26 protein-coding genes and 1 tRNA gene are annotated in these 25,414 nt (G+C 74.3%); 16 read left to right on the forward strand and 11 right to left on the reverse strand.

The genetic code is table 11. From position 1 onward, the window contains the following. Positions 1 to 15 precede the first annotated feature (15 nt). Complete coding sequence (locus AB0G11_RS34320; protein WP_219517799.1) at positions 16 to 1,329, forward strand: YibE/F family protein; 1,314 nt, start codon at positions 16 to 18, stop codon at positions 1,327 to 1,329. Here AB0G11_RS34320 and AB0G11_RS34325 read toward each other — a convergent pair. Then, positions 1,275 to 2,135, reverse strand: coding sequence for an NAD(+)/NADH kinase (locus AB0G11_RS34325; RefSeq protein ID WP_357590883.1), 861 nt, complete (start codon positions 2,133 to 2,135; stop codon positions 1,275 to 1,277). The genes AB0G11_RS34320 and AB0G11_RS34325 overlap by 55 nt on opposite strands. Positions 2,136 to 2,349: 214 nt before the next feature. Here AB0G11_RS34325 and AB0G11_RS34330 point away from each other — a divergent pair. The 5 genes from AB0G11_RS34330 (at position 2,350) to AB0G11_RS34350 (ending at position 4,403) form a co-directional block, all read left to right on the forward strand. Next, positions 2,350 to 2,423, forward strand: a tRNA-Pro gene (locus AB0G11_RS34330). A 64-nt stretch (positions 2,424 to 2,487) separates the two neighbouring features. Then, positions 2,488 to 2,913, forward strand: a complete 426-nt coding sequence (locus AB0G11_RS34335) for a helix-turn-helix domain-containing protein (RefSeq protein ID WP_219519915.1) — start codon at positions 2,488 to 2,490, stop codon at positions 2,911 to 2,913. 68 nt (positions 2,914 to 2,981) lie between these two features. Beyond that, positions 2,982 to 3,527 (forward strand): hypothetical protein, encoded by a 546-nt coding sequence (locus tag AB0G11_RS34340; protein WP_219519912.1) that lies wholly within the window; start codon positions 2,982 to 2,984, stop codon positions 3,525 to 3,527. Between the two features lie 6 nt (positions 3,528 to 3,533). Beyond that, on the forward strand, positions 3,534 to 4,199 hold the full coding sequence (locus AB0G11_RS34345) for a hypothetical protein (protein ID WP_357590885.1): 666 nt from the start codon (positions 3,534 to 3,536) through the stop codon (positions 4,197 to 4,199). Positions 4,200 to 4,205: 6 nt separating this feature from the next. After that, complete coding sequence (locus tag AB0G11_RS34350) at positions 4,206 to 4,403, forward strand: hypothetical protein (RefSeq protein WP_219519906.1); 198 nt, start codon at positions 4,206 to 4,208, stop codon at positions 4,401 to 4,403. A 60-nt stretch (positions 4,404 to 4,463) separates the two neighbouring features. Here AB0G11_RS34350 and AB0G11_RS34355 read toward each other — a convergent pair whose 3' ends face one another. Continuing rightward, positions 4,464 to 4,820, reverse strand: a complete 357-nt coding sequence (locus AB0G11_RS34355) for an ATP-binding protein (protein WP_308126270.1) — start codon at positions 4,818 to 4,820, stop codon at positions 4,464 to 4,466. Positions 4,821 to 4,895: 75 nt separating this feature from the next. Beyond that, complete coding sequence (locus AB0G11_RS34360; protein WP_219519899.1) at positions 4,896 to 5,669, reverse strand: SigB/SigF/SigG family RNA polymerase sigma factor; 774 nt, start codon at positions 5,667 to 5,669, stop codon at positions 4,896 to 4,898. Between the two features lie 173 nt (positions 5,670 to 5,842). Here AB0G11_RS34360 and AB0G11_RS34365 point away from each other — a divergent pair, with 173 nt between their 5' ends. Next, positions 5,843 to 6,199 carry an STAS domain-containing protein gene (locus tag AB0G11_RS34365; RefSeq protein WP_219519923.1) on the forward strand — a complete coding sequence of 119 codons (357 nt, stop codon included), beginning with the start codon at positions 5,843 to 5,845 and terminating at the stop codon, positions 6,197 to 6,199. Here AB0G11_RS34365 and AB0G11_RS34370 read toward each other — a convergent pair. Further along, on the reverse strand, positions 6,196 to 6,912 hold the full coding sequence (locus tag AB0G11_RS34370; RefSeq protein WP_219513273.1) for a GAF and ANTAR domain-containing protein: 717 nt from the start codon (positions 6,910 to 6,912) through the stop codon (positions 6,196 to 6,198). The two genes, AB0G11_RS34365 and AB0G11_RS34370, sit on opposite strands and share 4 nt — an antisense overlap. A gap of 59 nt (positions 6,913 to 6,971) precedes the next feature. On the opposite strand from AB0G11_RS34370, the gene AB0G11_RS34375 reads away from it, so the two are divergent. The 3 genes from AB0G11_RS34375 to AB0G11_RS34385 all read left to right on the forward strand — a co-directional run bounded on the left by AB0G11_RS34375 (position 6,972) and on the right by AB0G11_RS34385 (position 10,644). Continuing rightward, positions 6,972 to 8,804 (forward strand): GAF domain-containing SpoIIE family protein phosphatase, encoded by a 1,833-nt coding sequence (locus AB0G11_RS34375; RefSeq protein ID WP_246646436.1) that lies wholly within the window; start codon positions 6,972 to 6,974, stop codon positions 8,802 to 8,804. A 119-nt stretch (positions 8,805 to 8,923) separates the two neighbouring features. Then, complete coding sequence (locus AB0G11_RS34380) at positions 8,924 to 10,027, forward strand: glycosyltransferase (protein WP_219513274.1); 1,104 nt, start codon at positions 8,924 to 8,926, stop codon at positions 10,025 to 10,027. Between the two features lie 23 nt (positions 10,028 to 10,050). Continuing rightward, positions 10,051 to 10,644, forward strand: a complete 594-nt coding sequence (locus AB0G11_RS34385; RefSeq protein WP_357590887.1) for an FMN-binding negative transcriptional regulator — start codon at positions 10,051 to 10,053, stop codon at positions 10,642 to 10,644. Positions 10,645 to 10,659: 15 nt separating this feature from the next. Here AB0G11_RS34385 and AB0G11_RS34390 read toward each other — a convergent pair whose 3' ends face one another. Beyond that, the gene (locus tag AB0G11_RS34390) at positions 10,660 to 11,715 is read right to left on the reverse strand and encodes a helix-turn-helix domain-containing protein (protein WP_357590889.1); all 1,056 of its coding nucleotides are present in this window, start codon (positions 11,713 to 11,715) and stop codon (positions 10,660 to 10,662) included. Between the two features lie 75 nt (positions 11,716 to 11,790). On the opposite strand from AB0G11_RS34390, the gene AB0G11_RS34395 reads away from it, so the two are divergent. The 5 genes from AB0G11_RS34395 to AB0G11_RS34415 all read left to right on the forward strand — a co-directional run bounded on the left by AB0G11_RS34395 (position 11,791) and on the right by AB0G11_RS34415 (position 18,165). Further along, on the forward strand, positions 11,791 to 12,708 hold the full coding sequence (locus tag AB0G11_RS34395) for a proline dehydrogenase family protein (RefSeq protein WP_219513279.1): 918 nt from the start codon (positions 11,791 to 11,793) through the stop codon (positions 12,706 to 12,708). Between the two features lie 2 nt (positions 12,709 to 12,710). Beyond that, positions 12,711 to 14,336 (forward strand): L-glutamate gamma-semialdehyde dehydrogenase, encoded by a 1,626-nt coding sequence (gene pruA, locus AB0G11_RS34400; protein WP_219513284.1) that lies wholly within the window; start codon positions 12,711 to 12,713, stop codon positions 14,334 to 14,336. Positions 14,337 to 14,397: 61 nt separating this feature from the next. Next, complete coding sequence (locus tag AB0G11_RS34405; RefSeq protein WP_219513286.1) at positions 14,398 to 14,613, forward strand: hypothetical protein; 216 nt, start codon at positions 14,398 to 14,400, stop codon at positions 14,611 to 14,613. 58 nt (positions 14,614 to 14,671) lie between these two features. Further along, positions 14,672 to 17,230: a DUF6493 family protein gene (locus AB0G11_RS34410; protein WP_357590890.1), complete on the forward strand. Its 2,559-nt coding sequence runs from the start codon at positions 14,672 to 14,674 to the stop codon at positions 17,228 to 17,230. A gap of 2 nt (positions 17,231 to 17,232) precedes the next feature. Next, positions 17,233 to 18,165: a hypothetical protein gene (locus AB0G11_RS34415; protein WP_357590892.1), complete on the forward strand. Its 933-nt coding sequence runs from the start codon at positions 17,233 to 17,235 to the stop codon at positions 18,163 to 18,165. Between the two features lie 91 nt (positions 18,166 to 18,256). Here the strand turns inward: AB0G11_RS34415 and AB0G11_RS34420 are convergent, their stop codons facing one another. The 6 genes from AB0G11_RS34420 to AB0G11_RS34445 form a co-directional block, all read right to left on the reverse strand. Next, positions 18,257 to 18,904: a response regulator transcription factor gene (locus AB0G11_RS34420; RefSeq protein ID WP_219513319.1), complete on the reverse strand. Its 648-nt coding sequence runs from the start codon at positions 18,902 to 18,904 to the stop codon at positions 18,257 to 18,259. After that, positions 18,901 to 20,238: a histidine kinase gene (locus AB0G11_RS34425; protein ID WP_357590894.1), complete on the reverse strand. Its 1,338-nt coding sequence runs from the start codon at positions 20,236 to 20,238 to the stop codon at positions 18,901 to 18,903. Before AB0G11_RS34425 ends, AB0G11_RS34420 begins: the two co-directional genes overlap by 4 nt. A gap of 8 nt (positions 20,239 to 20,246) precedes the next feature. Continuing rightward, positions 20,247 to 21,236, reverse strand: a complete 990-nt coding sequence (locus AB0G11_RS34430; RefSeq protein ID WP_357590896.1) for a hypothetical protein — start codon at positions 21,234 to 21,236, stop codon at positions 20,247 to 20,249. 128 nt (positions 21,237 to 21,364) lie between these two features. Beyond that, complete coding sequence (locus tag AB0G11_RS34435; protein ID WP_357590898.1) at positions 21,365 to 22,552, reverse strand: cytochrome P450; 1,188 nt, start codon at positions 22,550 to 22,552, stop codon at positions 21,365 to 21,367. A gap of 68 nt (positions 22,553 to 22,620) precedes the next feature. Next, positions 22,621 to 23,373: a DUF4142 domain-containing protein gene (locus AB0G11_RS34440; RefSeq protein ID WP_357590900.1), complete on the reverse strand. Its 753-nt coding sequence runs from the start codon at positions 23,371 to 23,373 to the stop codon at positions 22,621 to 22,623. Positions 23,374 to 23,471: 98 nt separating this feature from the next. Further along, the gene (locus tag AB0G11_RS34445; RefSeq protein WP_219513349.1) at positions 23,472 to 24,056 is read right to left on the reverse strand and encodes a helix-turn-helix domain-containing protein; all 585 of its coding nucleotides are present in this window, start codon (positions 24,054 to 24,056) and stop codon (positions 23,472 to 23,474) included. A gap of 69 nt (positions 24,057 to 24,125) precedes the next feature. On the opposite strand from AB0G11_RS34445, the gene AB0G11_RS34450 reads away from it, so the two are divergent. After that, positions 24,126 to 25,358 (forward strand): MFS transporter, encoded by a 1,233-nt coding sequence (locus AB0G11_RS34450; protein WP_219513350.1) that lies wholly within the window; start codon positions 24,126 to 24,128, stop codon positions 25,356 to 25,358. Positions 25,359 to 25,414 lie beyond the last annotated feature (56 nt).

Consider the following 25,414-nt stretch of genomic DNA (forward strand, 5'->3'; position numbering starts at 1 on the left):
AGGAGGCCTTGGGGGATGGGCGCTGACCACGCGCACGGCACACGGGTGCGCACGTCGCGGCGGGCCGTCGTGGCGACCCTGGCGGTGCTGGTGCCGCTGGCTCTGGCCACGCTCGTGGCGCTGGTGTGGCTGTGGCCCGAGGGGCGGCAGGAGGCGGCCCAGCAGCACGCGGGCTTCGAGCGGCTCACCGGCACGGTCACCGCCGTCGTGCTGGAACCGTGCCCGGAGGACGCGCCCGAGGCACCCCGGCCCGACCCGGCGACCTGCGGCAAGGCGAGCGTGATGCTCGACGACGGCAAGACCGTGACGATGGCGCTGCCGAGCGCGCCGGGCTCGCAGCGGTTCGCGGCGGGCGACGCGGTCGTGCTCCTGCACCACGCCGAGGCGGAGCCGGGCACGCCCGCCTACCAGCTGTCCGACCACGACAGGACGAGCCCGCTGTGGCTGCTGGGCGTGGCGTTCACGCTGGCGGTCATCGCCTTCGGCCGATGGCGCGGGCTGACGGCGCTGGCCGGGCTGGGCATCACGTTCGTGCTGCTGCTGACGTTCGTGATCCCGGGCATCCTGGAGGGCAAGCCGCCCATGCTGGTGGCCATCGCGGGCGCGGCGGCCATCATGCTGACGGTCCTCTACCTGACCCACGGCTTCACCGCCGCCACCTCGATGGCGGTGCTCGGCACGCTGGCCAGCCTCACCCTGACCGGCGTGCTGTCCTACCTGGTGATCGGGTTCGCCAGGCTCAACGGCGTCACCGACGACAGCGCGTTCACGCTGGGCATGAGCCTGTCGATCGACACGCAGGGGCTGCTGCTGGCCAGCATCATCATCGGCGCGCTCGGCGTGCTCGACGACGTGACCGTCACGCAGGCCGTCACCGTCGCGGAGCTGGCCGCCGCCAACCCCTCCTACGGCTTCCGCCGCCTCTACCGGGCGGGCAGCCGGGTGGGGCGGGCGCACATCGCCTCCGTCATCAACACGATCATCCTGGCGTACGCGGGCGCGTCGCTGCCGTTGCTGCTGCTGTTCAGCGTCGGCGAGCAGCCGCTCGGCGAGGTGCTGACGACGCCCGTCATCACGCAGGAGATCGCCCGCAGCGTGGTCGGCACGCTCGGCCTGATCGCCGCCGTGCCGATCACCACGGCGCTGGCCGCGCTGGTCTCCAGCCGCCGCGACCCGCACGAGCACGACGAGCCGCCCGGCGACCCGCACCACCACCCGCCCGCGCCCGGCCACGCGCCGCCGCCCTCACGGGCACGGCACCGCCGGGCGGCGGATCAGAGCGCCTCCGCGCTCCCGCCGACGCGCAGCTTGCGCCGGGCGCGCTCGTAGAAGGTGGTGCCGAGCCGCACCACCTTGGCCGCGCCGGGCACCGCCGACACCGTGACGGTGTCACCCGGGCACAGGTGGCCGACCACCGCGCCGTCGAGCTCGACGGCCAGCCGCCCGCTGGAGGGCAGCACCTCCAGCGTGACCTCCTCGTCGGCGGGCAGCACGAGCGCCCGGTTGAACGCCGAGTGCGCCGCCGCCGGCACCACCAGCACGGCCTCCACCCGGGGCGAGACCACCGGCCCGCCGGCCGAGAAGCTGTAGGCGGTCGAGCCGGTGGAGGTCGCCACGATCACCGCGTCGGCGGTGTAGCTGACGAACGGGTGACCCGACGGCTTGACCGTGACCGCCGCCAGCCCCTCCCCCGGGATGCGGGCCAGCGCGATGTCGTTGAACGCGGTCAGCTCCGGCTCCCCCGCCAGCCGGGTGCGGATCGCCATGCGCGGCTCGACCGAGTAGTGGTGGCCGTCGATGGCCGACAGCGTCGCGGCCAGCTCGGCCACGTCGATCTCGGCCAGGAAGCCCAGCCGCCCCAGGTTCACCCCCAGCACCGGGGTGTCCCGCCCGGCGATGAGCCGCATGGTGCGCAGCATCGTGCCGTCGCCGCCGAGGCTCACCAGCAGGTCGGACCGCCCGGCCAGCGTCGCCGCGTCGACCGCGACCGCGCTGCAGTCGATCCGCCCCACCTCGTCGGGCAGCCCGAGCACGGTGGCGTCACGCGCGCCCGCCCAGCGCAGGATGGTGTCGATCGCCTGCTTGGAGTCGCGCCTGGGGTGCAGCACCAGCCCAACCGTCCCGACCATGCCCATGGGGCAAGCCTAGAGCCCGGCCTCCGGCCGCCCGCGGCGAGGCACCCGAGGGCGGCGGGGCCGTCACCGGATCGGGGCGCGTACGGGGGAATCCGTGCGGTTCGCCCCCGGGCGGGCCCGGTAAAGGTGGCGCTGAGAGGTGCGCCGCCCGTGGTAGTGTTTTCCCCGCAAGGCCACGCAGGACCGGCACAAAAGGTTCAGCTCAGCGGCCTGGCGGGACGTAGCGCAGCTTGGTAGCGCACCTGACTGGGGGTCAGGGGGTCGCAGGTTCAAATCCTGTCGTCCCGACGCTTTTCTCACCCGATCATCGCCTGGCGATGATCGGGTGATTCCATGTCCGGGGAGGTGCCGGGTGGGGCGCAGGCCGACGATCGACCGGGCGGAGCTGGCCAGGCTCGTCGCCGAAGGGCTGAGCGTGCAGGAGCTGGCCGCCCGCTTCGGAGTGAGCGAGTCCGGGGTGCTCCAGGCCAAACGGGCCGCAGGGCTGGCCAAGCCGATGCTCGACCACAGCGCCGCGCTGCCGTGGAAGCTGGCCCGCGCACACGCCCAGTCGGGCCCCGCCACCAACCTGCGCAACCTGTCGGCCGCCGCGCAGGGCAGGCCGCCGGCCGCCGAACGGCTCAACACGGCGCTGCGCTGGGCGCACAGGCTCGTCGACGCCGGGCTGGACGTGACCTACGACCCGGCCACCGGGTTCGCGGAGACCCCGGCCGCCCCTGAGGGCTCACACGTCGCATCGGTGCTGGCAGCGGCCCTGGAGGGCCTCGAAGAGCGCTGACATACGGGTTTCGCGAGCCCGTTCGAGGGCAGTCGCCGGTCCCCGACAAAAGACCGGAGGCGAACATCATGTCCACCTGGATCTGGGTGGCCGTCGTCGTGCTCGCGGTCGTGGCGCTCGCCGCGGTGGCCTATGTCGCGCTGCAGCAGCAGCGCCGGGGCCGGCTCCGCGAGCGCTTCGGCCCCGAATACGAGCGCATGATGGCCGAGCACGACAACAAACGGGACGTCGAGCAGGAGCTGCTCGCCCGTGAGCAGCGGCACGCCGAGCTCGACATCCGGCCGCTGCCGGAGGAGTCCCGCGAGACCTACGCCACGCGCTGGACGGAGGTCCAGGAGCGCTTCGTCGACGCCCCCGGCTTCGCCGTGACGGAGGCTGACCAGCTCGTCACCGCCGTCATGGCCGAGCGCGGCTACCCGACGGAGAACTTCGAGCAGCGGCTGTCCGACCTGTCGGTCGGGCACGCGGCGACGCTCGACCACTACCGCAAGGCGCACGAGATCAGCGGGCGGGCGGCCCGCAAGGAGGCGTCCACCGAGGAGCTGCGGCAGGCGATGGTGCACTACCGCTCGCTCTTCGAGGAGCTGCTTCACGAGACATCCCGAGGACGGTGACGACAGATGAACCGCGATGAGCTGAAGGTGCCGTCGCAGCGGGCCGACCGGCCCGGCGACGACCGCTCCCCCACGGACCACGAGACACCCGACCGCGACACGCACGACCGTGACCCGCACGACCGTGACCCTCTCGGCCACGACCCGCTCGACCGGGACGCCGATGGCCGCGCCGACCAGGGGGCGGACGTGCTCGCCGACGAGCCGTACCGCGACCCGTACGCCAGGACCGGCGAGGACGTGATCGCCGACCCGGATCCGGCGCACCGGCCGGAGGACGTCCACGTGGCCGGGCCCGTCCCCGAGACGGAGCCCGCCCGCCGGACGCCCGAGCCGGTGCCCGCGACCGCGGTGGCCGGCGAGCCGCCCGCGCACGCGGCCCCGCAGGAGCGGGCCCTGTTCGACCAGGACCCGGCCGAGGTGCAGGCGCGCTGGCGCGACCTGCAGACGGCGTTCGTCGACGACCCCGGAGAGGCGGTCCAGCGGGCCGACGGGCTGGTCGGCGAGGTCGTCGAGACGCTGACGAGCACGCTCAACGCCCGCACCGGCGAGCTGCGCGAGCGCTGGAAGGGCGCCGGCGACGGCGACACCGAACAGCTCCGGCTGGCGCTGCGCGAGTACCGCGGCATGCTGGAGCAGCTGCTCGCCCTGACCGGCTCCGGATCGAGGTGAGGTGACATGCTCGCCATCGTCGCGGCCATCGTCTTCGGCCTCGGATTCCTGCTCGACCTGCTGAACGCCCGCATCGCCGCGGGCATCTCCGGCACCACGTTCATGCTGCTCGGCCTGACGCTGCTGGCGCTGCACCAGGCCGGCATCGGCACCGCGAGCATCAAGAGCTACGGCGGCTGGCGCGGCGGACGCACCCGCCGGTGACCTGCGCGCACACCGCGCCCGGCGTGCTCGAAGGCGAGCACGCCGGGCGCGCCGGACGCGTCAGTTCTTACCCGGGAAGCGCATGATGACCGTGCTTCCCCCGCTCCCGATCCGCAGCGTGAGATCGCTGGACAGCAGCCGGGCCACCCACAGCCCCATGCCGCCCACCGCGCCGGGCATCGGGCCGGGCTTCCACGAGCCGTCGTCGTGCACCTCGACGACCAGGTCGCCGCTGTCGGGCCAGGCACGCACGTGCGCGTGGTCGTCGCCGTGGGTCACCGCGTTGGTGGCGACCTCGTTCACGGCGATGACCACGTCGTTGACGGCCTCGTCGGGCATGCCGAAGCCACGGGCCTCGGACTCGGCGAACTCCCGGACCCGCGGCAGGTCCGCGAGCCGGAACGGCAGCTTGCGCACGGGCGCACCGGGTGGCGGGCCCGTGGAGCCCGCCCGAGGATCTGTGTCCTCCGTCATCACCCGGTGACCGCCTTCTCAACCGACCAGCAGCTCTGCGCGGAGCTGGTCGAGTACCTTACGCAGAATCCTGGACACGTGCATCTGCGATATGCCGAACTCCGCCGCGATCTCGGCCTGCGTCATGTTGCCGAAGAACCGCAGCAGGAGGATGTGCTTCTCCCGCGAGGGGAGCGCGTCGATGAGCGGTTTGACGGCCTCCCGGTCGACCATCGTGCTCAGCGTGTCGTCGTCCTCGGGGATGACGTCCCCGAGCGAGGCGGCGTCGTCGTCGGTGCCCAGCGGCGCGTCCAGAGACAGCGTGCTGTAGGCGGCGGAGGCGTCGAGCGTGAGCAGCACGTCCTCCTCCGAGATGTTCATCTTCGCCGCCAGCTCGGCCACGGTCGGCGAGCGGCCGAGGTCCTGGCTGAGGTCGGCGACGAGCCGGTTCAGCTCGGAACGGCGCTCCTGGTAGAGGCGCGGCACCCGGATGGCCCAGGTGCGGTCGCGGAAGTGGCGCTTGACCTCACCGGTCATGGTCACCACCGCGTAGCCCCTGAAGGCGTGGCCGAGGGTCGGGTCGAAACCGTTGACCGCCTTCATGAGGCCAACGTACGCGGCCTGGAGCAGGTCCTCCAGCGGTTCGCCCCGATAACGGTAGCGCCGGGCGATTTCCATGGCGAGCGGCCGGTGCATCTCCACGATGCGCTCGCGCAGCCGTTCCCGCAGACCGTCGGGGGTGTCTTCGCGGACCATCTCGGCCAGGAGTTCTTCCGCGGTCATGTCTTCGAGGACGAGGTCCTGCACAGCCATGGCTGCTCCTCATATGGGTTGCAGGCGCCCTCCGCAACGGGAAAAAGCCCATGCAGAGGCACGCCTCGCTCGTTCGAGACGGAAGCCCTCTGCTGGACTTCGGACTCCAGTATCCCCCACTCCGGTGGAAGTATTCCTCTCCACTTGAGTGACAGTAAAGTTGCCCCGTGACAATGCCCGAAAACGGCAGCGGGTCCGTCGCGGCCCTCAGCCTGACATCGTCGACCGTGGACGACATCGCGGTCATCAAGGTCGACGGTGTCCTCGACGCCACCACCCGCGAGCAGTTCGCCGACTACCTGGCGCTCGCCGGCCCGGACCTCATCCTGGACCTCGGCGGGGTGACGTTCATGGACTCGCGGGCGCTCGGGCTGATCGTCCACCACTGGCAGACGAGCCTCGGCGCGGGCGCGAAGTTCGCCCTCATCGGGGTCGAATACTCCAAGTCCAAGGTGATGTGGATCACCGGGCTGGCCCAGCGCCTGCCCATCTACGACACGCTCGACGAAGCGCTGGCGGCGATCGGCTAGCGGCGGTTCTTGCGCTGGTGTTCCTCGACCAGGAGCCGGGCCAGGTCGGCCACCTTGACCTGGTGGTGCTGGGAGATCCGGCGCAGCTCCTCGAAGGCCGCCTCGGCGGTGCAGCCGCTGGTCTGCATGATGATGCCCTTGGCCTGATCGATGAGCGCCCGGCCGGCCAGGGCCTCCTGGAGCTGCGCGGCGTCGGTGCGCACCTCCTCGAAGTCCCACATGTTGGCCAGGGCCACGCCGACCTGCTCGGTCAGCATGTCGGCCAGGGCGTGCGAGCCCTGCGGGGAGAACGCGCCGCGCCGTACCGAGTACAGGCCCACGACCAGCAGGGCCGGCGGGATGCGGATGGGGACGGCGAGCACCGAACGGACGCCGCTGCGGGTGGCGAGCGCCGCGTAACGCGGCCAGCGGGTGTCGGTGAGCACGTCGCCGACGGCGATGCGGGCGCCGGTCTTCCTGGCCTCGGTCGACGGGCCCTCGCCGAGCGCGCGCTCCCCCTCGACGAGCATGATGAGCTCGCTGTGCGAACCCGACACCAGGACGCGGTGCTCGTGCCAGTGCTCGGCCGAGCCGCCCGAGCAGCCGGGCACGCCGTCGGCCAGCGCGGTCGTCAGGCCGCGCAGCACGCTTTCGGTCGAGGTGTCCTCGCCGAGCCTGCCCAGTGCCGCCAGGTTGCGGGCGAGCCCGGGAGTGATCATCACGGTCGATTCCATAGCTATTCTGCCCCTACCCCTTATGGCTGCCATTATCCCGTGTGGCGTAGCGTCGGAGGATGACCATGCCGGACCTCGAACACGCCCTCGACGCACTGGCCGGGCGTGTCTCGTCGTTGCGGGAGGCGCGTGCGGCCTACCCCGCCGACCTCGCGCCGACGCTCGACGCCGCGCTGGCGGAGCTCGACACCGCCGCCGAGCTGCTGGCCGAGGCCCGCGAGCAGTTGCGCAGGTCGCCGAAGCGGGCGGCGGGCAAGAAGGACGGCTCCCAGCGGGAGCTGAAGCTGCTGCGCCAGGTGTTCCGGGCGTTCCCGGTGCCGGTCGTCGTGCTCGACGGCGGCGGCGTGGTCCGGCGGATCAACCCGGAGACCTCCCGGGTGCTGGGCAGCCCCGACGGCTACCTGGTGGGACGCTCGTTCCCGCTGCTGGTGGACGTGTCGCGGCGGGCGGCGTTCCGCTCGCACCTGACGGCGGTGCTGCGGACCGGGCAGCCGGCGGCGTTCGAGACGCGGCTGGCCCACCAGGGCCGCACGCACACGGTGCAGCTCGCGCTGACCAGGCTGACGATGCCGGGCGAGCCGCAGCAGATGGTGGCCGTGGTGGCGCTGCCGACGGAGACGCAGCTGCCGGAGCCGGGGACCGGCGGGCCGCAGGACGACGACGGCGCGCTGCTGCTGGCGGCGGCCCGGCGGCAGGACCTGCTGGCCAGGATGGCGACGCTGCTGCTGGACGAGGAGGCGATGCGCCAGCCGGTGGCGCTGCCCCGGGCGACGCGGCTGCTGGCCGCCGGGTGGGCCGACTGGGTGGTGGCCGACCAGCTGCGTGACGGGCTGCCGCGCCGCTCTGCGGTGGTGGCGCCGAAGAACGTGCCGCTCGGCGGCCTGGTCCGCCAGGTGGAGGCGAGCGACCCGGCGGGCGCGCAGGTGGTGGCGCAGGTGCTGGAGCGCGGCTCGGGCGTGGTGCACGAGATGGTCGACGACGAGACGCTGCTCGGCTTCTGCCCGGAGGGGCCGCTGCTGACGGCGATGGGCGCGGGCTCGCTGCTGTGCGTGCCGATCGGGGCCGGTGACGGGGCGCTGACGCTGGTGCGGGGGCATGACCGGCCGCCGTTCACGCTGGCCGACCTGAGCGTGATGGAGGAGGTCGGGGTGCAGCTCGGGCTGGCGCTGCGGGCGCAGACGAGCTTCCAGAGCCGGTCGCGGGCCGCCGACGCGCTGTCGGCGAGCGTGGCCCCGCGCAGCCTGCCGGACGTGCCCGGCTACGAGGCGGCGGCGATCTACCATCCGGGCTCGTCGGTCGGCGCCGAGTTCTACGACGTGTTCCCGATGGCGGGCGGCTGGGGCTTCGCGATGGGCGGCGCGGCCGGCAAGGGCGAGGAGGCCGCCTCGGTCAGCGCGATGGTACGCGGCGGGCTGCGGGTGCTCGGCACCTGGGAGTCCGACCCGGACGCGGTGGTGCGCAAGGTGAACGAGGCGCTGGTGGAGCAGGGCACCGGCATGTTCGTCATGGCCGTGGCCGGGCTCGTCAAGGGGCGGCGGATCCGCATGTCGTCGGCCGGGCACCATCCGGCGGCGCTGGTGCAGCCCGACGGGCACGTGCGCTTCGCGGCGGGCGGCGGGGTGCCGCTGGGCATCGCGCCGGAGGCGGAGACCAGCACCGAGGAGATCACACTGGCGGCCGGGGAGACGCTGGTGCTGTATTCGGAGGGCCTCATCTCCTCCAGGAACGAGGTGGGCGAGCCCTACGGCGAGGAGCGGCTGGCCGACGTGCTCGGCAGATCCGCAGGTCAGGCCCCTTCGACGGTGGTCAAGGCGATCGAGGCCGACCGCAACGCCTTCTCCGGCGGGCAGGTGTGGGACGAGATCGTGATCCTAGCGCTCCGCGGCGTGTGATCACCTGACTCATGAGGCATGGTTTGCGATTCGCGGGAAAGTGGGTATGGTCGTCCGTAGTTAGATCGTGCCTAAGACGCAGGCACACCTTGAAGGCTTTTTTCACGCTGAGGTGTGCCATGAATATCGCGATCGTCGCTTCCGGCTCGGGCAGCAAGCGCCACCACATCCTCTCCGTGGCGCGCGAACTCGGCCGCGACCACCACGTCACCATTTACTCCCGCCGCGAGAGCGCCGACGGCAAGCCCAGGACGCGGGTGGCCCCGGGCGTCACGGTGGAGTACATCGACGTGGGCCCGGCCCGCAGCCTGACCCCCGATGACGTCGCCCCCTACCTGAACGACGTGGGCGGCTACCTGATGCGCCGCTGGCAGCAGGAGCGGCCGGACGTGATCCACGCGCACTCGTGGACCTGCGGCCTGGCCGCCGTCTCCGGCGCCAAGGGCTTGGACGTGCCCGTCACGCACACCTTCCACACCGTCGACCCCGCGCACGTGAAGCTGGAGCGGGCGCTGGGCCGCCGGGCCAACGCGGTCATCGCGGGCTCGGGCGACGAGGAGTCGGCGCTGATCCGCATCGGCGTCCCCCGCACCAGCATCGCGATCGTCCCCTACGGCGTCGACACCGAGCGCTTCCACCGCCAGGGCATGGCCGTCTCGCGCGGCACCCGCAAGCGGCTGCTGCACGTCGGCCCGCTCTCCCCCGACCGGGGCGCGCACACGATCGTGCGGGCGCTGCCGGGGCTGGCGGACGTGGAGCTCGTGGTGGCCGGCGGCCCCGCCCCCGAGGACCTCGGCGACGACAGGGACGCGCGGCGGCTGCGCGCCCTGGCCGAGCAGCTCGGCGTGGCCGACCGGGTGACGCTGCTGGGCCAGGTGAAGCGGGCGGCGGTGCCCAAGCTGATGCGCGGCGCGGACGCCGTCGTGTCGGTGCCGCGCGAGACGACGAGCGGCATCGTCGCGCTGGAGGCGATGGCCTGCGGCGTGCCGGTGATCGCCTCGGCCGTGGGCGCGCACCTGGACTCCGTGATCGACGGCGTCACCGGGCTGCTGGTGCCGCCGGACCGGCCCGCCAGGACCGCGCGGCTGGCCAGGGAGCTGCTGACCGACCCGACGCTGCGCACCGCGCTCGGCTACGCCGGCGCGGACCGGGCGCGCTCCCGCTACTCGTGGGAGCGGGTCAGCCAGGAGCTGCTGCGGGTGTACGAGGCGGCCTGCGCCTAGACACCCCCCTATATCGTCATCCCATGCTGATCCACCCTTGGGATGCCGGTTCCGGCGAGCAGTCGCTCGCCTATCTCCGGGAGAACGCGTTCGGGCACCTCATCGCCTCGGGCAGGGGGCGTGAGGTGCCCGTCGTCGTGCCCACCCAGTTCCTGCTCGTGGACGAGCGCACGATCTGGCTGCACCTGGCCAGGCCGAACCCGATCTGGGCGGCCGTCGAGGAGAACCCGAAGGTGCTGCTGTCGGTCGCCGGGCCGTGGTCGTACATCCCGGGAGCCTGGCGGGCCGAGCCCGGCACGGACCCGTCGCTGGGCGTGCCGACCACCTACTACTCCTCGGTCCAGGTGACCTGCCGGGCCGAGATCGTCGCCGACGAGGCGGGCAAGCTGGAGATCCTGCGCGCCCAGCTCGGCGACCTGGAGCCGGGTCACGGCGACCCGGCGGAGATGCCCCGGCTGCTGTCCGGCCTCCAGGGGCTGCGGCTGGCGGTGGAGGAGATCCGCGGCAAGTTCAAGTACGACGGCCACAAGGACGCGGCGCTGCGCGGCCAGGTCGCCAAGGGCCTGGCCGGCCGGGGCGGCCCCGGCGACGAGAGCGCCCTGCGCCACCTGGCCTGAGCCCGCCGGCCCGCCCTACGCGCGCAGCCGGGCGGCCTTCAGCCCCAGGTGGACGGTGAGCCGGTCGTCGCCGTCGGTCAGGTCGCGGTGCGTCAGCCGTTCGGCCTTGCCCAGCCGGTAGTAGAGCGTCTGGCGGTGGATGCCGAGCGCGGCGGCGGCCTGCTGGGCGTGGCCGCCCAGGTCCAGGTACGTCTCGACGGTCTGGGCCAGCTCGGGGTCCAGCACGGCGACCTCGCCGGCGAGCTCGCGCAGGTCGCCCTGGCCGAGCCTGGCCAGCAGCCGGTGCGCGCCCAGGTCCTCCCAGCGGGCGACGGGCGCGAAGCGCGGGAAGTGCTCGGCGACGCGCAGCGCGTGGCGGGCCTCGCGCCAGCTCTGCCAGGCGTCGGCCGGATCGGCGCGGGTGCCGCCGACGCCCGCCGCCGTCCCGTACGCGCCGAGGACGGTCTGCGCGACCTCGGCGGCCAGGTGCGCCGGGGCGAGCAGCGCCACCGGCGAGCCGGCGCGGGCGAGCACGCCGCGCGGCAGCGTCCACAGGGCGGCCACGCGCTCCGGCGACTCGCGCACCGCGATCGCGGTCACCGGTCCCGGCATCTCGATGGAGGCGCCGGCGCGCTCCTCCGGGTCGTCCGACAGCAGCGCGCGCAGCCCGTAGCCGAGGTCGCGGCGGCTCCTGGCCTCCTGGGCGAGCGCGGCGGCGGCGCGGGCGACCAGCGGCGCGACCCGGTCCAGGGCGGCGTCGGTGAGGCTGCCGGAGTCGAGCAGCCACAGGTAGCCGTAGACGACCTCGCCGTGGCGCAGCGGCCAGCACACGCGGGCCAGCACACCCAGGTCGGCGTCGGCCGGGATGCGGACCCGGCCGTGCGCGCGGGCGATGCCGTAGCGTTCGAAGTAGTCGCGCACCTCGCCGGTGGCGCGGCGGCGCAGGATCGACTCCTGGCGGACGGTGTCGATGTCGCCGTGCTGCGCGCCGTAGGCGAGCAGCCGGAACGAGCGGTCCTCCAGCGTGGCCGACGCGCCGAGCAGGCCCGCGACCTCGTCGACGATCTCCTGCAGATCCGTGGTGTTGTGCATTTGTATGACAGCCTGCCACACCCGCCGTTACGCCCGTTCATGGCCCCGTTTGAGCTGCGGTTTTAGGCTGGAAGCATGTTGGGTCAACTGCTGCTCGCCACATCCCGGAGCGCGCTCGTGCGCCGCTCCGTGTCAGGCTTCCCGCTCACGCGCAAGGTGGTCGACCGCTTCGTCGCCGGCGAGACGGTCCAGGAGGCCCGCGACGCGATCGAACGACTGCGCGACACCGGGCTCGCGGTGACCGTCGACCATCTCGGCGAGGAGACCCGCGACGCCGGCGCCGCCGCCGCCACCGCGAAGGCGTACATCACGCTGCTGGAGCAGCTGCGCCCGCTGGAGCTGGGCCGCCGCGGCGAGGTGTCGGTCAAGCTGTCGGCCGTCGGCCAGGAGCTCGACGACGCGATGGCGCTGGAGCACGCCCGCGAGATCTGCGCCGCCGCCGACGCCATCGGCGCCACCGTCACGCTCGACATGGAGGACCACACCACGGTCGACTCCACGCTCGGCATCCTGCGCGCGCTGCGCGAGGACTACCCGTCGACCGGCGTGGCCATCCAGGCGTACCTGTTCCGCAGCGAGGACGACTGCCGCGCGCTGTCCGGCGAGGGCTCGCGCGTCCGGCTGGTCAAGGGCGCCTACCGGGAGCCCGCCTCCGTCGCCCACCAGGGCAAGTCCGCCGTGGACAAGGCGTACGTGCGATGCCTGCGCATCCTCATGGCGGGGAAGGGGTACCCCATGGTGGCCACCCACGACGACCGCCTGATCTCCATCACCGAGCTGCTCGCCGACCGGTTCGGGCGCTCCAGGGGCGACTACGAGTATCAGATGCTGTACGGGATCCGCACCGACCGGCAGGAGGCCCTGGCCGGGGCCGGTCACACGATGCGCGTCTACGTCCCCTACGGCGACGACTGGTACGGCTACTTCATGCGCCGGCTGGCCGAGCGCCCCGCCAATGTCGCCTTCTTCCTTCGTGCCCTTGGGGGTAAGTGAACATGGATGCCATCAGCAACGTGCCCGTTCCCGCCAACGAGCGGGTCTACGGCTACGCGCCGGGCAGCGCCGAGCGCGCCGCCCTGGAGAACCGGATCAAGGAGCTGGCCGGCGCCTCGATCGACCTGACGATGACGATCGACGGCGAGCAGCGGCTCGGCGGCGGCGCGCCCATCGACGTGGTGCAGCCGCACAACAAGACCGCCGTCCTGGGGCGTACCAACGACGCTACGGCCCAGGACGTGCAGGACGCGATCGGGAGCGCGCTGCGGGCGGCCCCCGCCTGGCGGGCGCTCTCCTTCGACGAGCGGGCGGCGATCTTCCTCAAGGCCGCCGACCTGCTGGCGGGGCCGTGGCGGGCGACGCTCAACGCGGCGACGATGCTCGGCCAGTCGAAGTCGGTGCAGCAGGCGGAGATCGACGCCGCCTGTGAGCTGATCGACTTCCTGCGCTTCAACGTCTCCTACGCCCGCCAGCTCTACTCCGACCAGCCGATCTCCTCGCCGGGCGTGTGGAACCGGATGGAGTACCGGCCGCTCGAGGGCTTCGTGCTGGCGATCACGCCGTTCAACTTCACCGCCATCGCCGGCAACCTGCCGACGTCGGCCGCGCTCATGGGCAACGTCGTGGTGTGGAAGCCGTCGCCGACGCAGCAGTTCGCGGCGCACTTCACCATGCGCCTGCTGGAGGCGGCCGGGCTGCCTCCCGGCGTCATCAACCTGGTGACGGGCAACGGCCAGGCGATCTCCGAGGTGGCGCTGACGCATCCGGAGCTCGCGGGCATCCACTTCACCGGCTCGACGGCGACCTTCCAGCACCTGTGGGGCACGGTGGGCGCCAACATCGCCGGCTACCGGAGCTACCCGCGCCTCGTCGGCGAGACCGGCGGCAAGGACTTCGTCCTGGCCCACCCGTCGGCCGACCCGGGCGTGCTCGCCACGGCCCTGGTCCGGGGCGCGTTCGAGTACCAGGGGCAGAAGTGCTCGGCGGCCTCGCGGGCGTACGTGCCGCGCTCGGTGTGGAGCCGGATGCGCGACGACCTCGTGGGCGTGGCCGAGTCGCTGACCGTGGGCGACGTGACCGCCGACCTGTCGACGTTCATGGGCGCCGTCATCGACGAGCGGGCCTTCGCCAAGCACAAGGAGGCCATCGACCGGGCGCGTGCCGCGTCGAACATCGACGTGCTGACGGGCTCGTACGACGACTCCGCCGGATACTTCGTGAAGCCGACCATCCTGGAGTGCGCGGACCCGGCCGACGAGATCTTCGTCAAGGAGTACTTCGGCCCGATCCTGGGCGTGCACGTCTACGACGACGCCGACTTCGATGCCGTCCTGGACCAGATGGAGGGCATCGCCCCGTACGCGCTGACCGGGTCGATCATCGCCCAGGACCGCTACGCGATCGCCTCGGCGTCGGAGCGGCTGCGCTTCGCGGCCGGCAACTTCTACGTCAACGACAAGCCGACCGGCGCCGTGGTCGGGCAGCAGCCGTTCGGCGGCGCCCGCGCCTCCGGCACCAACGACAAGGCGGGCTCGATCTTCAACCTGATCCGGTGGGTGAACTCCCGCACGATCAAGGAGACGTTCGTGCCGCCGACGGATCACCGCTACCCGCACATGGGCTGATCCCCGCGAGCAGCGCCCCCGGTTCCAGCAGGAGCCGGGGGCGTTTTCAACGCTGTGCTCCGTGATCGTGCCGATCTTCCGGCGTTCCCGTGTGCCCTCCTCCGCGCCGCCCTCCCCAGCACCGCCCTCCCCCGCGCAGGCGTGCGGCACCGTGGGGGCGCTGATCCGCGTCGACCTCGGCGCACTGCCGCGCACCACCGCAGGGGACGCCGGCCTCGGGCTGCACGCCTCCGTCGTGTGGCGGGGCGACGGCTCCACGGGCGACCTGGCCTGGTGAGGATCCGGCTCACCGGGCCGCGCGGAAACTGTCGGCGGGGCCCGTTACCGTCCGCGACATGGATCACTGGGGCGAGATCAGGAAGCTGATCGAGGCGCGGCGGCCCGACCGGGTCGCCGAGAAGGTCGCGGCGCTCGACGGCGCGGCGCGCCAGGACGTGGCGGCGCGGCTGCCGGGGCTGCTGAAGGAGCTGCGCGGCCGCTTCGACCGCTGGGACGACGGCCTGATCGGCTACGCGGCGGCGCTGCGCGTGGCGGGCGCGGCCACGATCGGCGGCGCGGCAGCCGTGGCGGCCTGGCTGCTCCGGCGCGACTTCACGCCCCGGTGGGGCCGCGCGGAGCCCGGCACGCGCCTGGTCCTGGCGGTGCTCGCCGACCGGCCGGCCGCCTGGCGGGCCGACCTGGCCGAGCGCCTGGCGCTGCGCGTGCGCGCCGGCGACGAGGCCGGCGCCGCGCTCGCCCTCGCCGTGCTGGGCGAGACCGGCATCGAGCCGCCGCACCACGATCCGCTGGTCGCCGCCTGGGTGACGCGCGGGGCCGACGGCCTGGCGGACGACCCGCTGCTCGACCACCTGCTGCCGCGCCTGTTCGAGGCCACGGGCGTGGGCCGGGCGCTCCAGTGGGACAGCACGCCCGGCGCGGGCTGGCTGGGCGCGCTGACGGCGCTGGCCGAGGCCGGGCGGATCAAGCGCGAGGCGCTGATCGAGGGCTGCGTGCGCCGGTTCCTGCTCGGCGGCTCGGCCGTCGACCTGCGGTTCTTCGTCCGCCTGCACGAGGCGCTCGACCCGGCTCCCGCCGAGACGGCCCCGCACGCCCGCGACTACCGGTGCCTGCTGGCGTCCGCGCCCGGCCCGGTCGCCGAGCTGGCGATGAAGCGGCTGCGCCGGGTCACCGGCCTGTCCGCCGACGACCTGGGCGAGGCGTGGGAGTCGCTGCTGTTCAGGGCGGAGCGCAAGCTGGTGCGCGGCGGGCTGTCGTGGCTCGAACGCTCGGTCCGTCACGAGCCGTCGCTGGCCGCCGTGGCCGCCGCGCCGCTGGCCCGCGCGTTCGCCGCCGACTCCGCCGAGCTGCGGGAGAAGGCCGTCGAGCTCGTCCTGGCCTGCGCGGGCGGCATGGACGAGGAGGGGCGCGCCGCCGTCCGCGAGGCGGTCGGGCTGCTGCCCGCCGGCCTCGGACGGCAGGTGGCCGAGACCGTGGGCGGCGGGGAGGTGGCGCAGGCCGAGCCCGTGTTCACGCCGCCGCCGCTGCCGTCCGCGCCCGCGCGCTCCCAGGAGGCCGAGCCTCCGATCGAGACGGTGGAGGAGCTCGGGCGGCTGCTCATGGCGGGCGCGCCGCGGTCCTGGCAGGCGTGGGAGCGGCTGCTCGCCGGGTTCGTCACGCTCGCCTACCACGACCGCGCGGGCGTGGCGGCGGAGATGTATCCCCGCCTCTTCTCCTCGTCCGTGGACGACTACCGCTCGGGCGAGTGGACGCGGCCCGGCCAGTGGCTGCTCGGCGCCGCCCGCTCCCTCTCGGGCACCGCCCCGGCGCGGGGCGTCTGGCAGGCCTTTCTGCCGCGGCGGGTCGCCGTGCCGCACCTGCTGCTGCTCCACCGCGGCGCCGAGGTGCTGCGGGCCGTCGAGGACGACACGCTGCCGCCGCTGCTGCTGGCCACGCCGACGCACACCACCGGGCACGTGGCGGCGGCCGAGCTGGTCCGCCGCATGGAGGTGCTGGAGGCGGCCGGGGCCCGGCCGCCGGCCGCCGACCTGCAGCAGGCGCTGCTGCGCCTGCCCCGCACCCCCGACCCGGACGCGGCGGAGCGGGCGTCCCGCCTGACGTCGGCCGCCGGCCGGATGGTGGCCGCGTGGACCTGCCCGGAGGCCGAGGTCGGGCTGGCGTGGGAGTGCGGCAGCGCGAACGGCGACCACGACTGCCACCGGCGCCACGGCCACACCCTGCGCCCGGTGGTCTCGATCGACGCGACCGCCACGGGGCTCCCGCTGGTCGACGCGATGCTCAGCCTCCCCTGGCCGCATTCGCAGGCCGAGCACTGCGCCTGGTGGCCCTCGACGCTGCCCTCGCACCGCGAGGTCGCCGCCGCCCACCTCATGCCGCACCTGCTCACCCGGGGCTGGGGGCCGCTCCACGTCGGGGCGGAGCAGGCCCGGCAGCTCGCCCGGGCCGAGGGGCCCGCCGGGGAGGCGTGCGCGGCGGTGCTCGCCCGCGTCCTGGGCGACCCGGAGCTGCCCGAGTCCGTCGGCGTGCTGCTGGAGGCGGCCGCGCGGGACGAGCTGCCCGCCGCCGGGATCGGCCGCCAGGCCGGGCTCATGGCGGCCCAGGGCACGATCCGGCTGACCGACCTCACCGCCGCGCTCGACGCCGCCGCCTCGCAGGGCGCCCACGCGCACGTGTGGCGGATCGCCGCCGCCGCGCTGCCCCTGCTGCTGCCCAGGCCGGGCGAGCGCCCGCGCCACGGCCTGGCCGCGTTCGTGGCGCTCGCCGGAGCCGCCGCCGGCTGGTCCGGCGCTCGCGGCGAGATCCCCGAGGTACGCGACCTGGCGGCCCGCAAGGGCGCCGGCGACCTGCTCCGCGCGATCCGCGCCCTGCACGACCGGCTCACCGCCCAGGAAGGATGACCATGAGAACGAAGCGGATCCGGGGCCGGCGGCACACCCGCTACGACGAGGGGCACGACCTGTGCCTGACGATCGGCGAGCTGGCCCGCGCCGCCGCCGCGCCCGGCTGGTCGCGGCTGGCCGTCCACCACGCCCAGGTCGGCGCGCACGCGCGGACCCGGCTCACGTGCGACGGGCGGGAGCTGGCCGCCGAGGGCCTGGACGAGCCGTTCCGGCGGCTGCGCGAGCTGTCCTACCGGGCGGGCGACGGCACCTGGTTCACCTGCGAGCTGGAGTACACGCCCGGCAGCCGGGCCTACCACGGCCGCGTCGACGCCGCCGGGCCGCCGTTCGCCGACGTGCCGCCCGCCGCCGGGCCGCCGTTCGCCGACGTGCCGCCCGCCGCCGCGCTGGTGGAGCTGACCGCGTTCCCCCGCGCGGAGCCGCCCGGGTGGCTGCTGGACGCGCTGCCGACGGCCGCGCCGCTCGGGCTGCCCGTCACCTACGGCGAGCGCTACGACCGGCTCCACAGCCACCGAGGCGGGCAGGAGCCCGGGCCCCTGCTGCCGATCGGCGGGGAGCTGGCCTACCGGCCGCCGTCCGCCCTGACCGCGCGCGTGTTGGAGCACCGGCAGAGGGTGGGCGAGCACCTGCTCTACCTGGGCGAGCACGGGGGCGACCGGAAGGCCGGGCATCTGCTGGTGCTGCGGCGCGGCGCCGAGTGGTTCGTGAGCCGCGCCGACCAAGGCACGACCGGCGACGGGGTCCGCGCCATCACGCTGGACGGCGCCGTCCTCCGGCTGGAGCTGACCCCCGAGGCCGCCGACGACCTGGGCACGGAGGCCGGCTACGAGGTCCGGCTCGACCTGCCGCCCGCCACGGTCGACGAGCTGCGCACCGTGCTGCCCGGCGTCCTGCGGCCCGTCAGGGACCACCCGGAGCTGACCGGCTTCTGACCGCTCCCCCCGGGCACGGCCGCTCCCCGGCGCGACGGCTCCCCCGGCGCGACGGCTCCCCGTGCCCGGGCGGCTCCCCGGGTACGGGCGGCTACGGGCGGCGGTCGCCCGGGGTGACGACGCCCGACTCGTAGGCCAGGACCACCGCCTGCACCCGGTCACGCAGCCCGAACTTCGTCAGGATGCGGCCGACGTGCGTCTTGACCGTGGCCTCCGACAGGAACAGCTCGGCGCCGATCTCGGCGTTGGAGGCGCCCCTGGCCAGGCCGAGGAAGACCTCGCGCTCGCGCTGCGTGAGGGCGCCCAGCAGGGCCTCGGGATCGCCGCCGCCCGGGGCGACCAGCCTGCCGACGAGGCGCCGGGTCGTGGCGGGCGCGATGATCGCGTCGCCCCGGTGCACGTGCCGGATGGCCGCGATGATCTCCTCGCCGGGGGCGTCCTTCAGCATGAACCCGCTCGCGCCCGCCCGCAGCGCGGCCAGCGCGTGCTCGTCGAGGTCGAACGTGGTCAGCGCCAGCACCCTGGGCGGGTCGGCCAGCCGCTGGATCTCCCGGGTGGCGGTGACGCCGTCCATGCGGGGCATCCGGATGTCCATCACCACCACGTCGACGCGCAGCGCCTTCAGCCTCTCCAGGGCTTCCGCGCCGTCGGCCGCCTCGGCGACCACCTCCATGTCGGGCTGGGAGCGCACCACCATGGTGACGCCGTGGCGCAGCAGCTCCTGGTCGTCGACGATCATGATGCGGATGATGGGAGGCTCCTCGGCTCGTAGGGGACGACGGCCGACAGCTCGAAGCCGCCGCCGGGCCGCGCGCCGGTTTCCAGGGCACCGCCGACCATGCGGAGGCGTTCGCGCATCCCGGTCAGCCCGGCGCCCAGCTCCCCGCCGTCCGGGCCACCGTCCGGCCCGGCGCCCGGCCCGGCGCCCGATCCGCCGCCCGGCCCGGCGCCCGATCCGCCGTCCCGCCCGCCGCCGGCGTTCCGGACGGTGATGCGCAGCGCGCCGGGGCTCCACGCCAGCGCCAGCTCCGCCGTGGCCTCGGGCCCGGCGTGCTTGATGACGTTGGTCAGCGCCTCCTGCACGACGCGGTAGGCGGTCAGGTCGGCGGCGGGCCGCAGCGGGCGCGGCTCGCCGCTCTCCGCCACGGACAGCCGTACGCCGGTCGTGCGCACGTGGTCGAGCAGGGCGGGCAGGTCGCCGAGGCCGGGCTGCGGCGCGGTGCCGCCGTCGGCGCGCAGCACGCCCAGCAGGCCGCGCATGTCACGCAGGGCATCGCGGCCGACACCGGCGATGGTGGCGAACACGGCGGCCCCGGGCGAGCCCGGATCGGACAGCCGGCCGCCCTCGGCCTGGCTGACCATGACGGCGAGCGAATGGGACACCACGTCGTGCATCTCGCGGCTGATCCGGTCGCGTTCGGCCCGTGCCGCCTCGGCCCGCTCCCGCGCGCGGTCGGCCTCGGCGCGCTCGGCCTTGGCCCGGAGCTCGGCCACGTACAGCGCGCGCACGCGGCTGAGGCGGCCCAGCCACCACAGGCACGCGGTCACGGCGGCCAGGCCCGCCGACAGCCCGGTCCGCCAGGCGGCCAGGCCGTAGCCGCCCGACGAGCCGCCCCACGAGGCCGGGGCCCACACCCGCGCCAGGACCACGACCACCCCGGCCAGGGCGACGCCCAGGCAGGCCAGCCCGAGCCGCAGGCCGAGCCGGGCCGACGCCGTGTAGAGGAGCAGCCCGAAGACGAGCGAGCTGGGCAGCATCACCGCCGGGTAGTAGGCGCCGGCCGGGTCGTGCAGGGGCGGCAGCAGCCCCAGCAGCAGCATCGCCGCGGCGGCCACGCCGTACGCGGCGAGCGGGCGGACGCGGCGCGGGATCACGCACGCGTGCACCACCAGCACCGCCGCGCCCGCCAGCAGGCGCTGGGAGAGCGGGCTGTCGGAGGCCCGGAGCAGGCCGGAGGAGACGAGGCCGAGCGGCACGGCCAGCAGCACGGCGAGCACGGCGTCGACGCTCAGCCGGTGCCGGCCGAGGAACGAGTCCACCGCGGCCTCGGCCTGGGACAGGGACGCGCGCACACCCGCCATTATGGTCGGCGGCGCGGCCGGATCGCGGTGGCGGGGTCGCGGCGCCGGGCCAGGTAGGCGAGCCCGGCGACGGCCAGGGCGGCGCCCCACAGCGGCCACAGCATCTCCGGCAGCCAGGCGCCCAGCTCGTCGACGGCTCCCGGCGGGCCGGCCTGCTCACCCGTGAGCTTCTTGCGTACGTACATCAGCCCGGCGGACGTGATGGGCACGGCGACGATCAGCGCCGCGTACGCGGGAAGGCGGGCCGGGACCGGACGGCCGCGCAGGAACGGCACCCAGCGCGGCCAGATCTCGCCCCACGGCCGGACCAGGCCGAGCGTGAGGACCGCGCCGAGCAGGCCGAGCGTGGCGAGCCCCGCGCCGATCGGGGTGATCGAGGCGATGCTCGCGAGGAAGTCGTCGCTGATGCCGACGGGGATCCCCAGCAGCCAGCCGACGCGGGTGATCGCGTAGACGACGGGGACGGCGACCGCGACGGCGACGGCCCACCGCCCGGCCCGCAGCGCCCCATCCGCGCCACCGGCGCGCTGGGCCCCCGCGAGCAGGGTGCGCGTTCCCAGCGCCATCAGGGCGACGCCGGCCGCCATCAGGATCAGCAGGTTGACCGTCGGCCAGGTCAGCATGGACACGATCAGCGAGAACTCGGCCTGCCCGGCGAGCACGGCCACGAGCATCACCGGCAGGTAGCCGGCGGTCATCATGATGCGCACGTCGGGCAGGAGCACCGCCAGCGCGGCGCCCGCCACGACGGCCACGACGGCGGCGGACCGGGCGAGCGGCCCCCGGGCGGCGAGCGCGGCGACGACGCCCGCCACGAGCGCCGCCCCCGCCAGCGCGCCGCCCCCGGCCGCCGCCGGGAGGGGGTCGAGCACCGTGTTGCCCACGCCCTCCCCGCCCGCGTCGAAGGGGTATCCCGGCCCGCCGGACGCCCAGAGGAGGCCGAGGACCAGGTAGCTCACCGACCAGGCGGCGACGATCACGAGGGGCACGGCGGAACGCCGGTGTCCTGGTTGAGAGGTGTTCACCGGCCCAGAGTGCCGCCCCGCCGCCCCCGCGCACATCGTCACCAGGTCGCGCCGGGGTCATCCTCAGGTCGCGCCCCCGCGGCCGGCGGCGGCTACCAGGCGACCGGGAGCCGCCGCACCCCGTACACCAGCGCCGTGTCCCGCATCGGCACCTCGTCCGGCGCGACCGCGAGGCGCAGCCCCGGGAAGCGGTCGAACAGCGCGCGGAAGCCGATGCGCATCTCGATGCGGGCGAGCTGCTGGCCCAGGCACTGGTGGACGCCGTGCCCGAAGGCCAGGTGGTGGCGGGCCTCGGCGCGGTCCAGGCGCAGGACGGCGGGGTCGGGGAAGCGGGCCGGGTCGCGGTTGACGGCGGGCAGGGCGAGCACGACGGTCTCGCCCGCGCGGACCGTCCGGCCGCCCACCTCGGCGTCCTCCAGGGCCACCCGGCCGGGGGCACCCAGGTGGACCACGGTCAGGTAGCGCAGCAGCTCCTCGACGGCGGTCTCGGTGAGCGACGGGTCGCGGCGGAACGCGTCGAGCCGGTCGGGGTGCCGCAGGAGGGCGAAGACGCCGAGGGCGAGCATGCCGGCGGTGGTCTCGTGCCCGGCGACCAGGAGCGTCAGGGCGATGTTGGTGAGCTCCTCGTCGGTCAGGTCGCTCCGGGTGACGAGCTCGCCGAGCAGGTCGTCACCGGGGCGGGCGCGGTGGCGGCGGACGAGCCCGGCCAGGTAGCCGGCGAGCTCGCCGACCGACGCCGTGGCCCGCTCCTCGGAGCTGGCCAGGTCCAGGGCGACGGCTGAGTGCTCCTGGAAGAAGGCGTGGTCGTCGTAAGGGACGCCGAGCAGCTCGCAGATGACCAGGGACGGGATCGGCAGCGCGTACGCCTGGACGAGGTCGGCGGGCGGGCCTTCGGCGGCCATGGCGTCGAGGCGGCGGGCGGCGATCTCGGCGACGCGCGGCTCCAGGCGCCGCATCCGCTGGACGGTGAAGCTGCCGGCGAGCAGTCGCCGGTAGCGGCTGTGGGCGGGCGGGTCCATGCCGCCGAACCAGCCGGGCGGGGCGGTGCCGTCGGCGCTCCGGGGCCGGACGTTGGGGCGGGGCAGCGGCGAGTGCCTGAGGTCGGCGCGCACGCTGAAGCGCGGGTCGGCCAGGACGGCGCGGGCGGGCTCGTACGCGGTCACCAGCCAGCCCCGGTGGCCGTCGGGGAAGGTGAGGGGGCCGACGGCGGGCCGGTCGGAGAGGGCGGCGGGCGGGTCGAACGGGCATCCAGGGGTGCGGCGGGTGGGCAGATCGGTCATGACGGCTCCTTGTGAGTGCAGTCTCTTAATTGAGAGTCTACTTTCACAATCGAGCGGGCGGTGGCCGTTCAGACGGGCGGGGGGCTGGGGAAGGACTCGGGGCCGGTCAGGCCGGTGCTCTCCAGCAGGCGCTGGTGGTTGAGCACCGCCGCGTTGCAGGTCTCGGCGAACTTGCGGACGAGCGTGTTCTGGGTGCTGCCGCGTACGGCGCCGATGAGCCCGAAGATCTGCCCGTGCGCCAGCCGCAGCCACTTCACGAACGTGACGTCGTAGTCGCGGCCCGACCTGCCGGAGATGTCGGCCATCCAGCGCTGCTGCGTCTCGGTCGGCTCCACCGGCAGCCGGATGTCGAACCGCTTGGCCAGCTCCCTGGCCTCGACGTCGAGCCCGTGGTGCTGTTCGGCGATCTCGGCGCTGATCGTGCGCACCTTGGCGCTGGCGCCGCGCTGGACGGCCTCCTGCGCGATCGTCATCTCCCAGAGCGTGGCCAGCCGTACCTTCTTGATCAGGTCGCGGTCGGCGGGCGACAGCGGGCCGGACTCGGTGGGCCAGGTGAGGTCGTCACGCCGGCCGGGCGCGGGCGAGGCGGCGGGGGCGCCGGTGGGAGCGCCGGTGGGGGCGGGAGCGCCGGTGGGGTCGGTGAGGCTGGTGGCGGGCGGGGCCAGGCTCTCCTCCGGGATGTCGGTCTCCAGGAGGTCCGCCACCCGGGCCGTGTCGGCGCTGGGCAGGGCCGCCTGCCCGCCGCAGCCGGTCAGCAGCGCGGCGGCACACCAGGCGGCACAGCAGGCGGCGAGCAGGGTACGGCCGCGTCGGGGTCGCACGTGCCCTCATCCCCTTCCGGTTCTCGCTGGTCGGCAGGAGGTACGCAGGCCGTCCCCGGCGCGTTCACCGGTATGCGCGGAAGTGATGAGGGCGGCCCCTAGGAGTCCGTCATGCCTGTGGGCAGGACGTCGAAGTGGATGACGACGTGCCCGGTGCCGGGGGCGTCGTGGGAGCGGCTGTCGGAGCGGGCCCGGTAGCGTTCCATCACCTCGAACACCTCGTCGCGCAGGTCGCGCGTCTCGTCGGGGGTCAGGCGCAGGGAGCGGCGGCCGAGGACGCTGGCCTCTACCCACTCCTTGGGGGTGCGCGGCTCCTCCTCGCGCCACCGGGCCAGCTCGGCGCCGCGCCGCCGGACGAGGTCGTCGAGGAGGAACTCCAGCGCGCCGGCCGTCTCGGGGTCGCCGGGCGGGTCGCCGTAGGAGAAGCCGCCGGGCACCACCCGCCAGTACTTCTCCTTGCCTCGGCCCAGCTCGGGGGCGATCTCGATCATCCCGTGCCTGGCCAGCTCGCGCAGGTGGTAGCTGGTGGCGCCGGTGTTCTGCGTCACGAGGGCGGCGAGCCGGGTGGCGGTGGAGGGGCCGTGCTCGTCCAGCAGCTCGTACAGGCGCAGGCGGAGGGGATGGGCGAAGGACTTGAGCGCGCTCGCGTCGAGTTTCCGCGCGGAAGGGCTCTTGCGGGACATCACTGTGCACACCTATCTTTGCAAAGGTTCATTTGCACACTTTTCCTTACACACTATCGGAGTGCCCCGGTGAATCGATCGTTCGGCTTCCTGTTGTCGTCGGCCACGCTGTCGAACCTGGCCGACGGCGTGCTGAAGGTGGGCGCGCCGCTGCTGGCGGTGTCGTTCACCCGCTCCCCCGCGCAGGTGGCGCTCGTCGGCGCGGCCACCACGCTGCCGTGGCTGCTGTTCGCGCTGCCCGCCGGGGCGCTGGCCGACCGGCTGGACCGGCGGCGGATCATGGTGACGGCGAACGCGCTGCGCGCGGGCGTCCTCGTGGCCGCCGGCGCGCTGGCCGTGCTCGGGCTGATGAACCTCTGGGTCATGCTGGCCGCCGTGCTGCTGGCGAGCGTGGCCGAGGTGCTCGCCGACACCTCCGCGCAGTCCGTGCTGCCGATGGCGGTCGAGCCCCAGGCCCTCACGCGGGCCAACGGGCGGCTGCAGAGCGCCCAGATGATCGGCAACGAGTTCGCCGGCTCCCCGCTCGCGGGCGTCCTCGTCACCCTCCTGCCCGCCGCCGTCTTCGGCGGGCCCGGCCTCCTGTACGCCGCGGCCGGGCTGCTCCTGCTGGGCATGCGGGGCTCCTACCAGCCGGCGGGCGCCCGGCGGCCCATGGCCGGGGAGATCGCCGAGGCGCTGCGCTGGCTGTGGTCGCAGCGGTTCCTGCGGGCGCTGGCCCTGACCGCCGGGACGCTGAACTTCGCCACCGCCGCCTACTGGGGGGTGTTCGTGCTGTGGCTGGTCGGCGAGGAGTCGCGGTTCGGGCTGGAGCCGAGCGGCTACGGGCTCATGCTGACCGTGTTCGCCGCCGGGGCGGCGGCCGGGGCACTGGTGTCGGAGCGGATCTCCGGGGTGCTCGGCGAGGGCCGGACGCTGATCGGCATGTGGCTGCTCAACACCCTGCTGCACCTGGTGCCGCTGTTCGTGCCCGTCACCTGGCTGCTCTACCCGACGGCGCTGCTGTGGGGCATCTCCAGCGCGGTGTCCAACGTGCTCGTCATCTCCACCCGGCAGCGGCTGATCCCCACCGAGCTGCTGGGCCGGGTGAACGCCGCCTACCGGCTGATCGGCATGGGCGGGATGCCCGTCGGGGCCGCGCTCGGCGGCGTCCTGGGCGAGGCGGCCGGGCTGCCCGCGGTGTTCGGCGGGTCCGTCGTGCTGTCGCTCGTGGCCGTCGGCCTGCTCTGGCGTGTCGTTCGCGGGCGAATTTCCGCGCCGTTGACCAGCCAAGCTACGATTCCCGACATATCCAGATCACGTTAGGCACCCAAAGCTGCGCGCAGAGATGACATGATTACCCCTGTCAAAGAGGGGATGGT

The sequence above is a fragment of the Nonomuraea sp. NPDC023979 genome (assembly GCF_040639085.1).
Classification (GTDB): Bacteria; Actinomycetota; Actinomycetes; order Streptosporangiales; family Streptosporangiaceae; genus Nonomuraea; species Nonomuraea ceibae.

What these genes read in the sequence shown, in the direction of transcription:
- AB0G11_RS34320 (WP_219517799.1), top strand. Translation starts at nt 16, where the DNA reads ATGGGCGCTGACCACGCGCACGGCACACGGGTGCGCACGTCGCGGCGG.
- AB0G11_RS34325 (WP_357590883.1), bottom strand. Translation starts at nt 2,135, where the DNA reads ATGGGCATGGTCGGGACGGTTGGGCTGGTGCTGCACCCCAGGCGCGAC.
- AB0G11_RS34340 (WP_219519912.1), top strand. Translation starts at nt 2,982, where the DNA reads ATGTCCACCTGGATCTGGGTGGCCGTCGTCGTGCTCGCGGTCGTGGCG.
- AB0G11_RS34345 (WP_357590885.1), top strand. Translation starts at nt 3,534, where the DNA reads ATGAACCGCGATGAGCTGAAGGTGCCGTCGCAGCGGGCCGACCGGCCC.
- AB0G11_RS34350 (WP_219519906.1), top strand. Translation starts at nt 4,206, where the DNA reads ATGCTCGCCATCGTCGCGGCCATCGTCTTCGGCCTCGGATTCCTGCTC.
- AB0G11_RS34360 (WP_219519899.1), bottom strand. Translation starts at nt 5,669, where the DNA reads ATGGCTGTGCAGGACCTCGTCCTCGAAGACATGACCGCGGAAGAACTC.
- AB0G11_RS34365 (WP_219519923.1), top strand. Translation starts at nt 5,843, where the DNA reads ATGCCCGAAAACGGCAGCGGGTCCGTCGCGGCCCTCAGCCTGACATCG.
- AB0G11_RS34370 (WP_219513273.1), bottom strand. Translation starts at nt 6,912, where the DNA reads ATGGAATCGACCGTGATGATCACTCCCGGGCTCGCCCGCAACCTGGCG.
- AB0G11_RS34375 (WP_246646436.1), top strand. Translation starts at nt 6,972, where the DNA reads ATGACCATGCCGGACCTCGAACACGCCCTCGACGCACTGGCCGGGCGT.
- AB0G11_RS34380 (WP_219513274.1), top strand. Translation starts at nt 8,924, where the DNA reads ATGAATATCGCGATCGTCGCTTCCGGCTCGGGCAGCAAGCGCCACCAC.
- AB0G11_RS34385 (WP_357590887.1), top strand. Translation starts at nt 10,051, where the DNA reads ATGCTGATCCACCCTTGGGATGCCGGTTCCGGCGAGCAGTCGCTCGCC.
- AB0G11_RS34390 (WP_357590889.1), bottom strand. Translation starts at nt 11,715, where the DNA reads ATGCACAACACCACGGATCTGCAGGAGATCGTCGACGAGGTCGCGGGC.
- AB0G11_RS34395 (WP_219513279.1), top strand. Translation starts at nt 11,791, where the DNA reads ATGTTGGGTCAACTGCTGCTCGCCACATCCCGGAGCGCGCTCGTGCGC.
- pruA (WP_219513284.1), top strand. Translation starts at nt 12,711, where the DNA reads ATGGATGCCATCAGCAACGTGCCCGTTCCCGCCAACGAGCGGGTCTAC.
- AB0G11_RS34410 (WP_357590890.1), top strand. Translation starts at nt 14,672, where the DNA reads ATGGATCACTGGGGCGAGATCAGGAAGCTGATCGAGGCGCGGCGGCCC.
- AB0G11_RS34415 (WP_357590892.1), top strand. Translation starts at nt 17,233, where the DNA reads ATGAGAACGAAGCGGATCCGGGGCCGGCGGCACACCCGCTACGACGAG.
- AB0G11_RS34420 (WP_219513319.1), bottom strand. Translation starts at nt 18,904, where the DNA reads ATGATCGTCGACGACCAGGAGCTGCTGCGCCACGGCGTCACCATGGTG.
- AB0G11_RS34435 (WP_357590898.1), bottom strand. Translation starts at nt 22,552, where the DNA reads ATGACCGATCTGCCCACCCGCCGCACCCCTGGATGCCCGTTCGACCCG.
- AB0G11_RS34445 (WP_219513349.1), bottom strand. Translation starts at nt 24,056, where the DNA reads ATGTCCCGCAAGAGCCCTTCCGCGCGGAAACTCGACGCGAGCGCGCTC.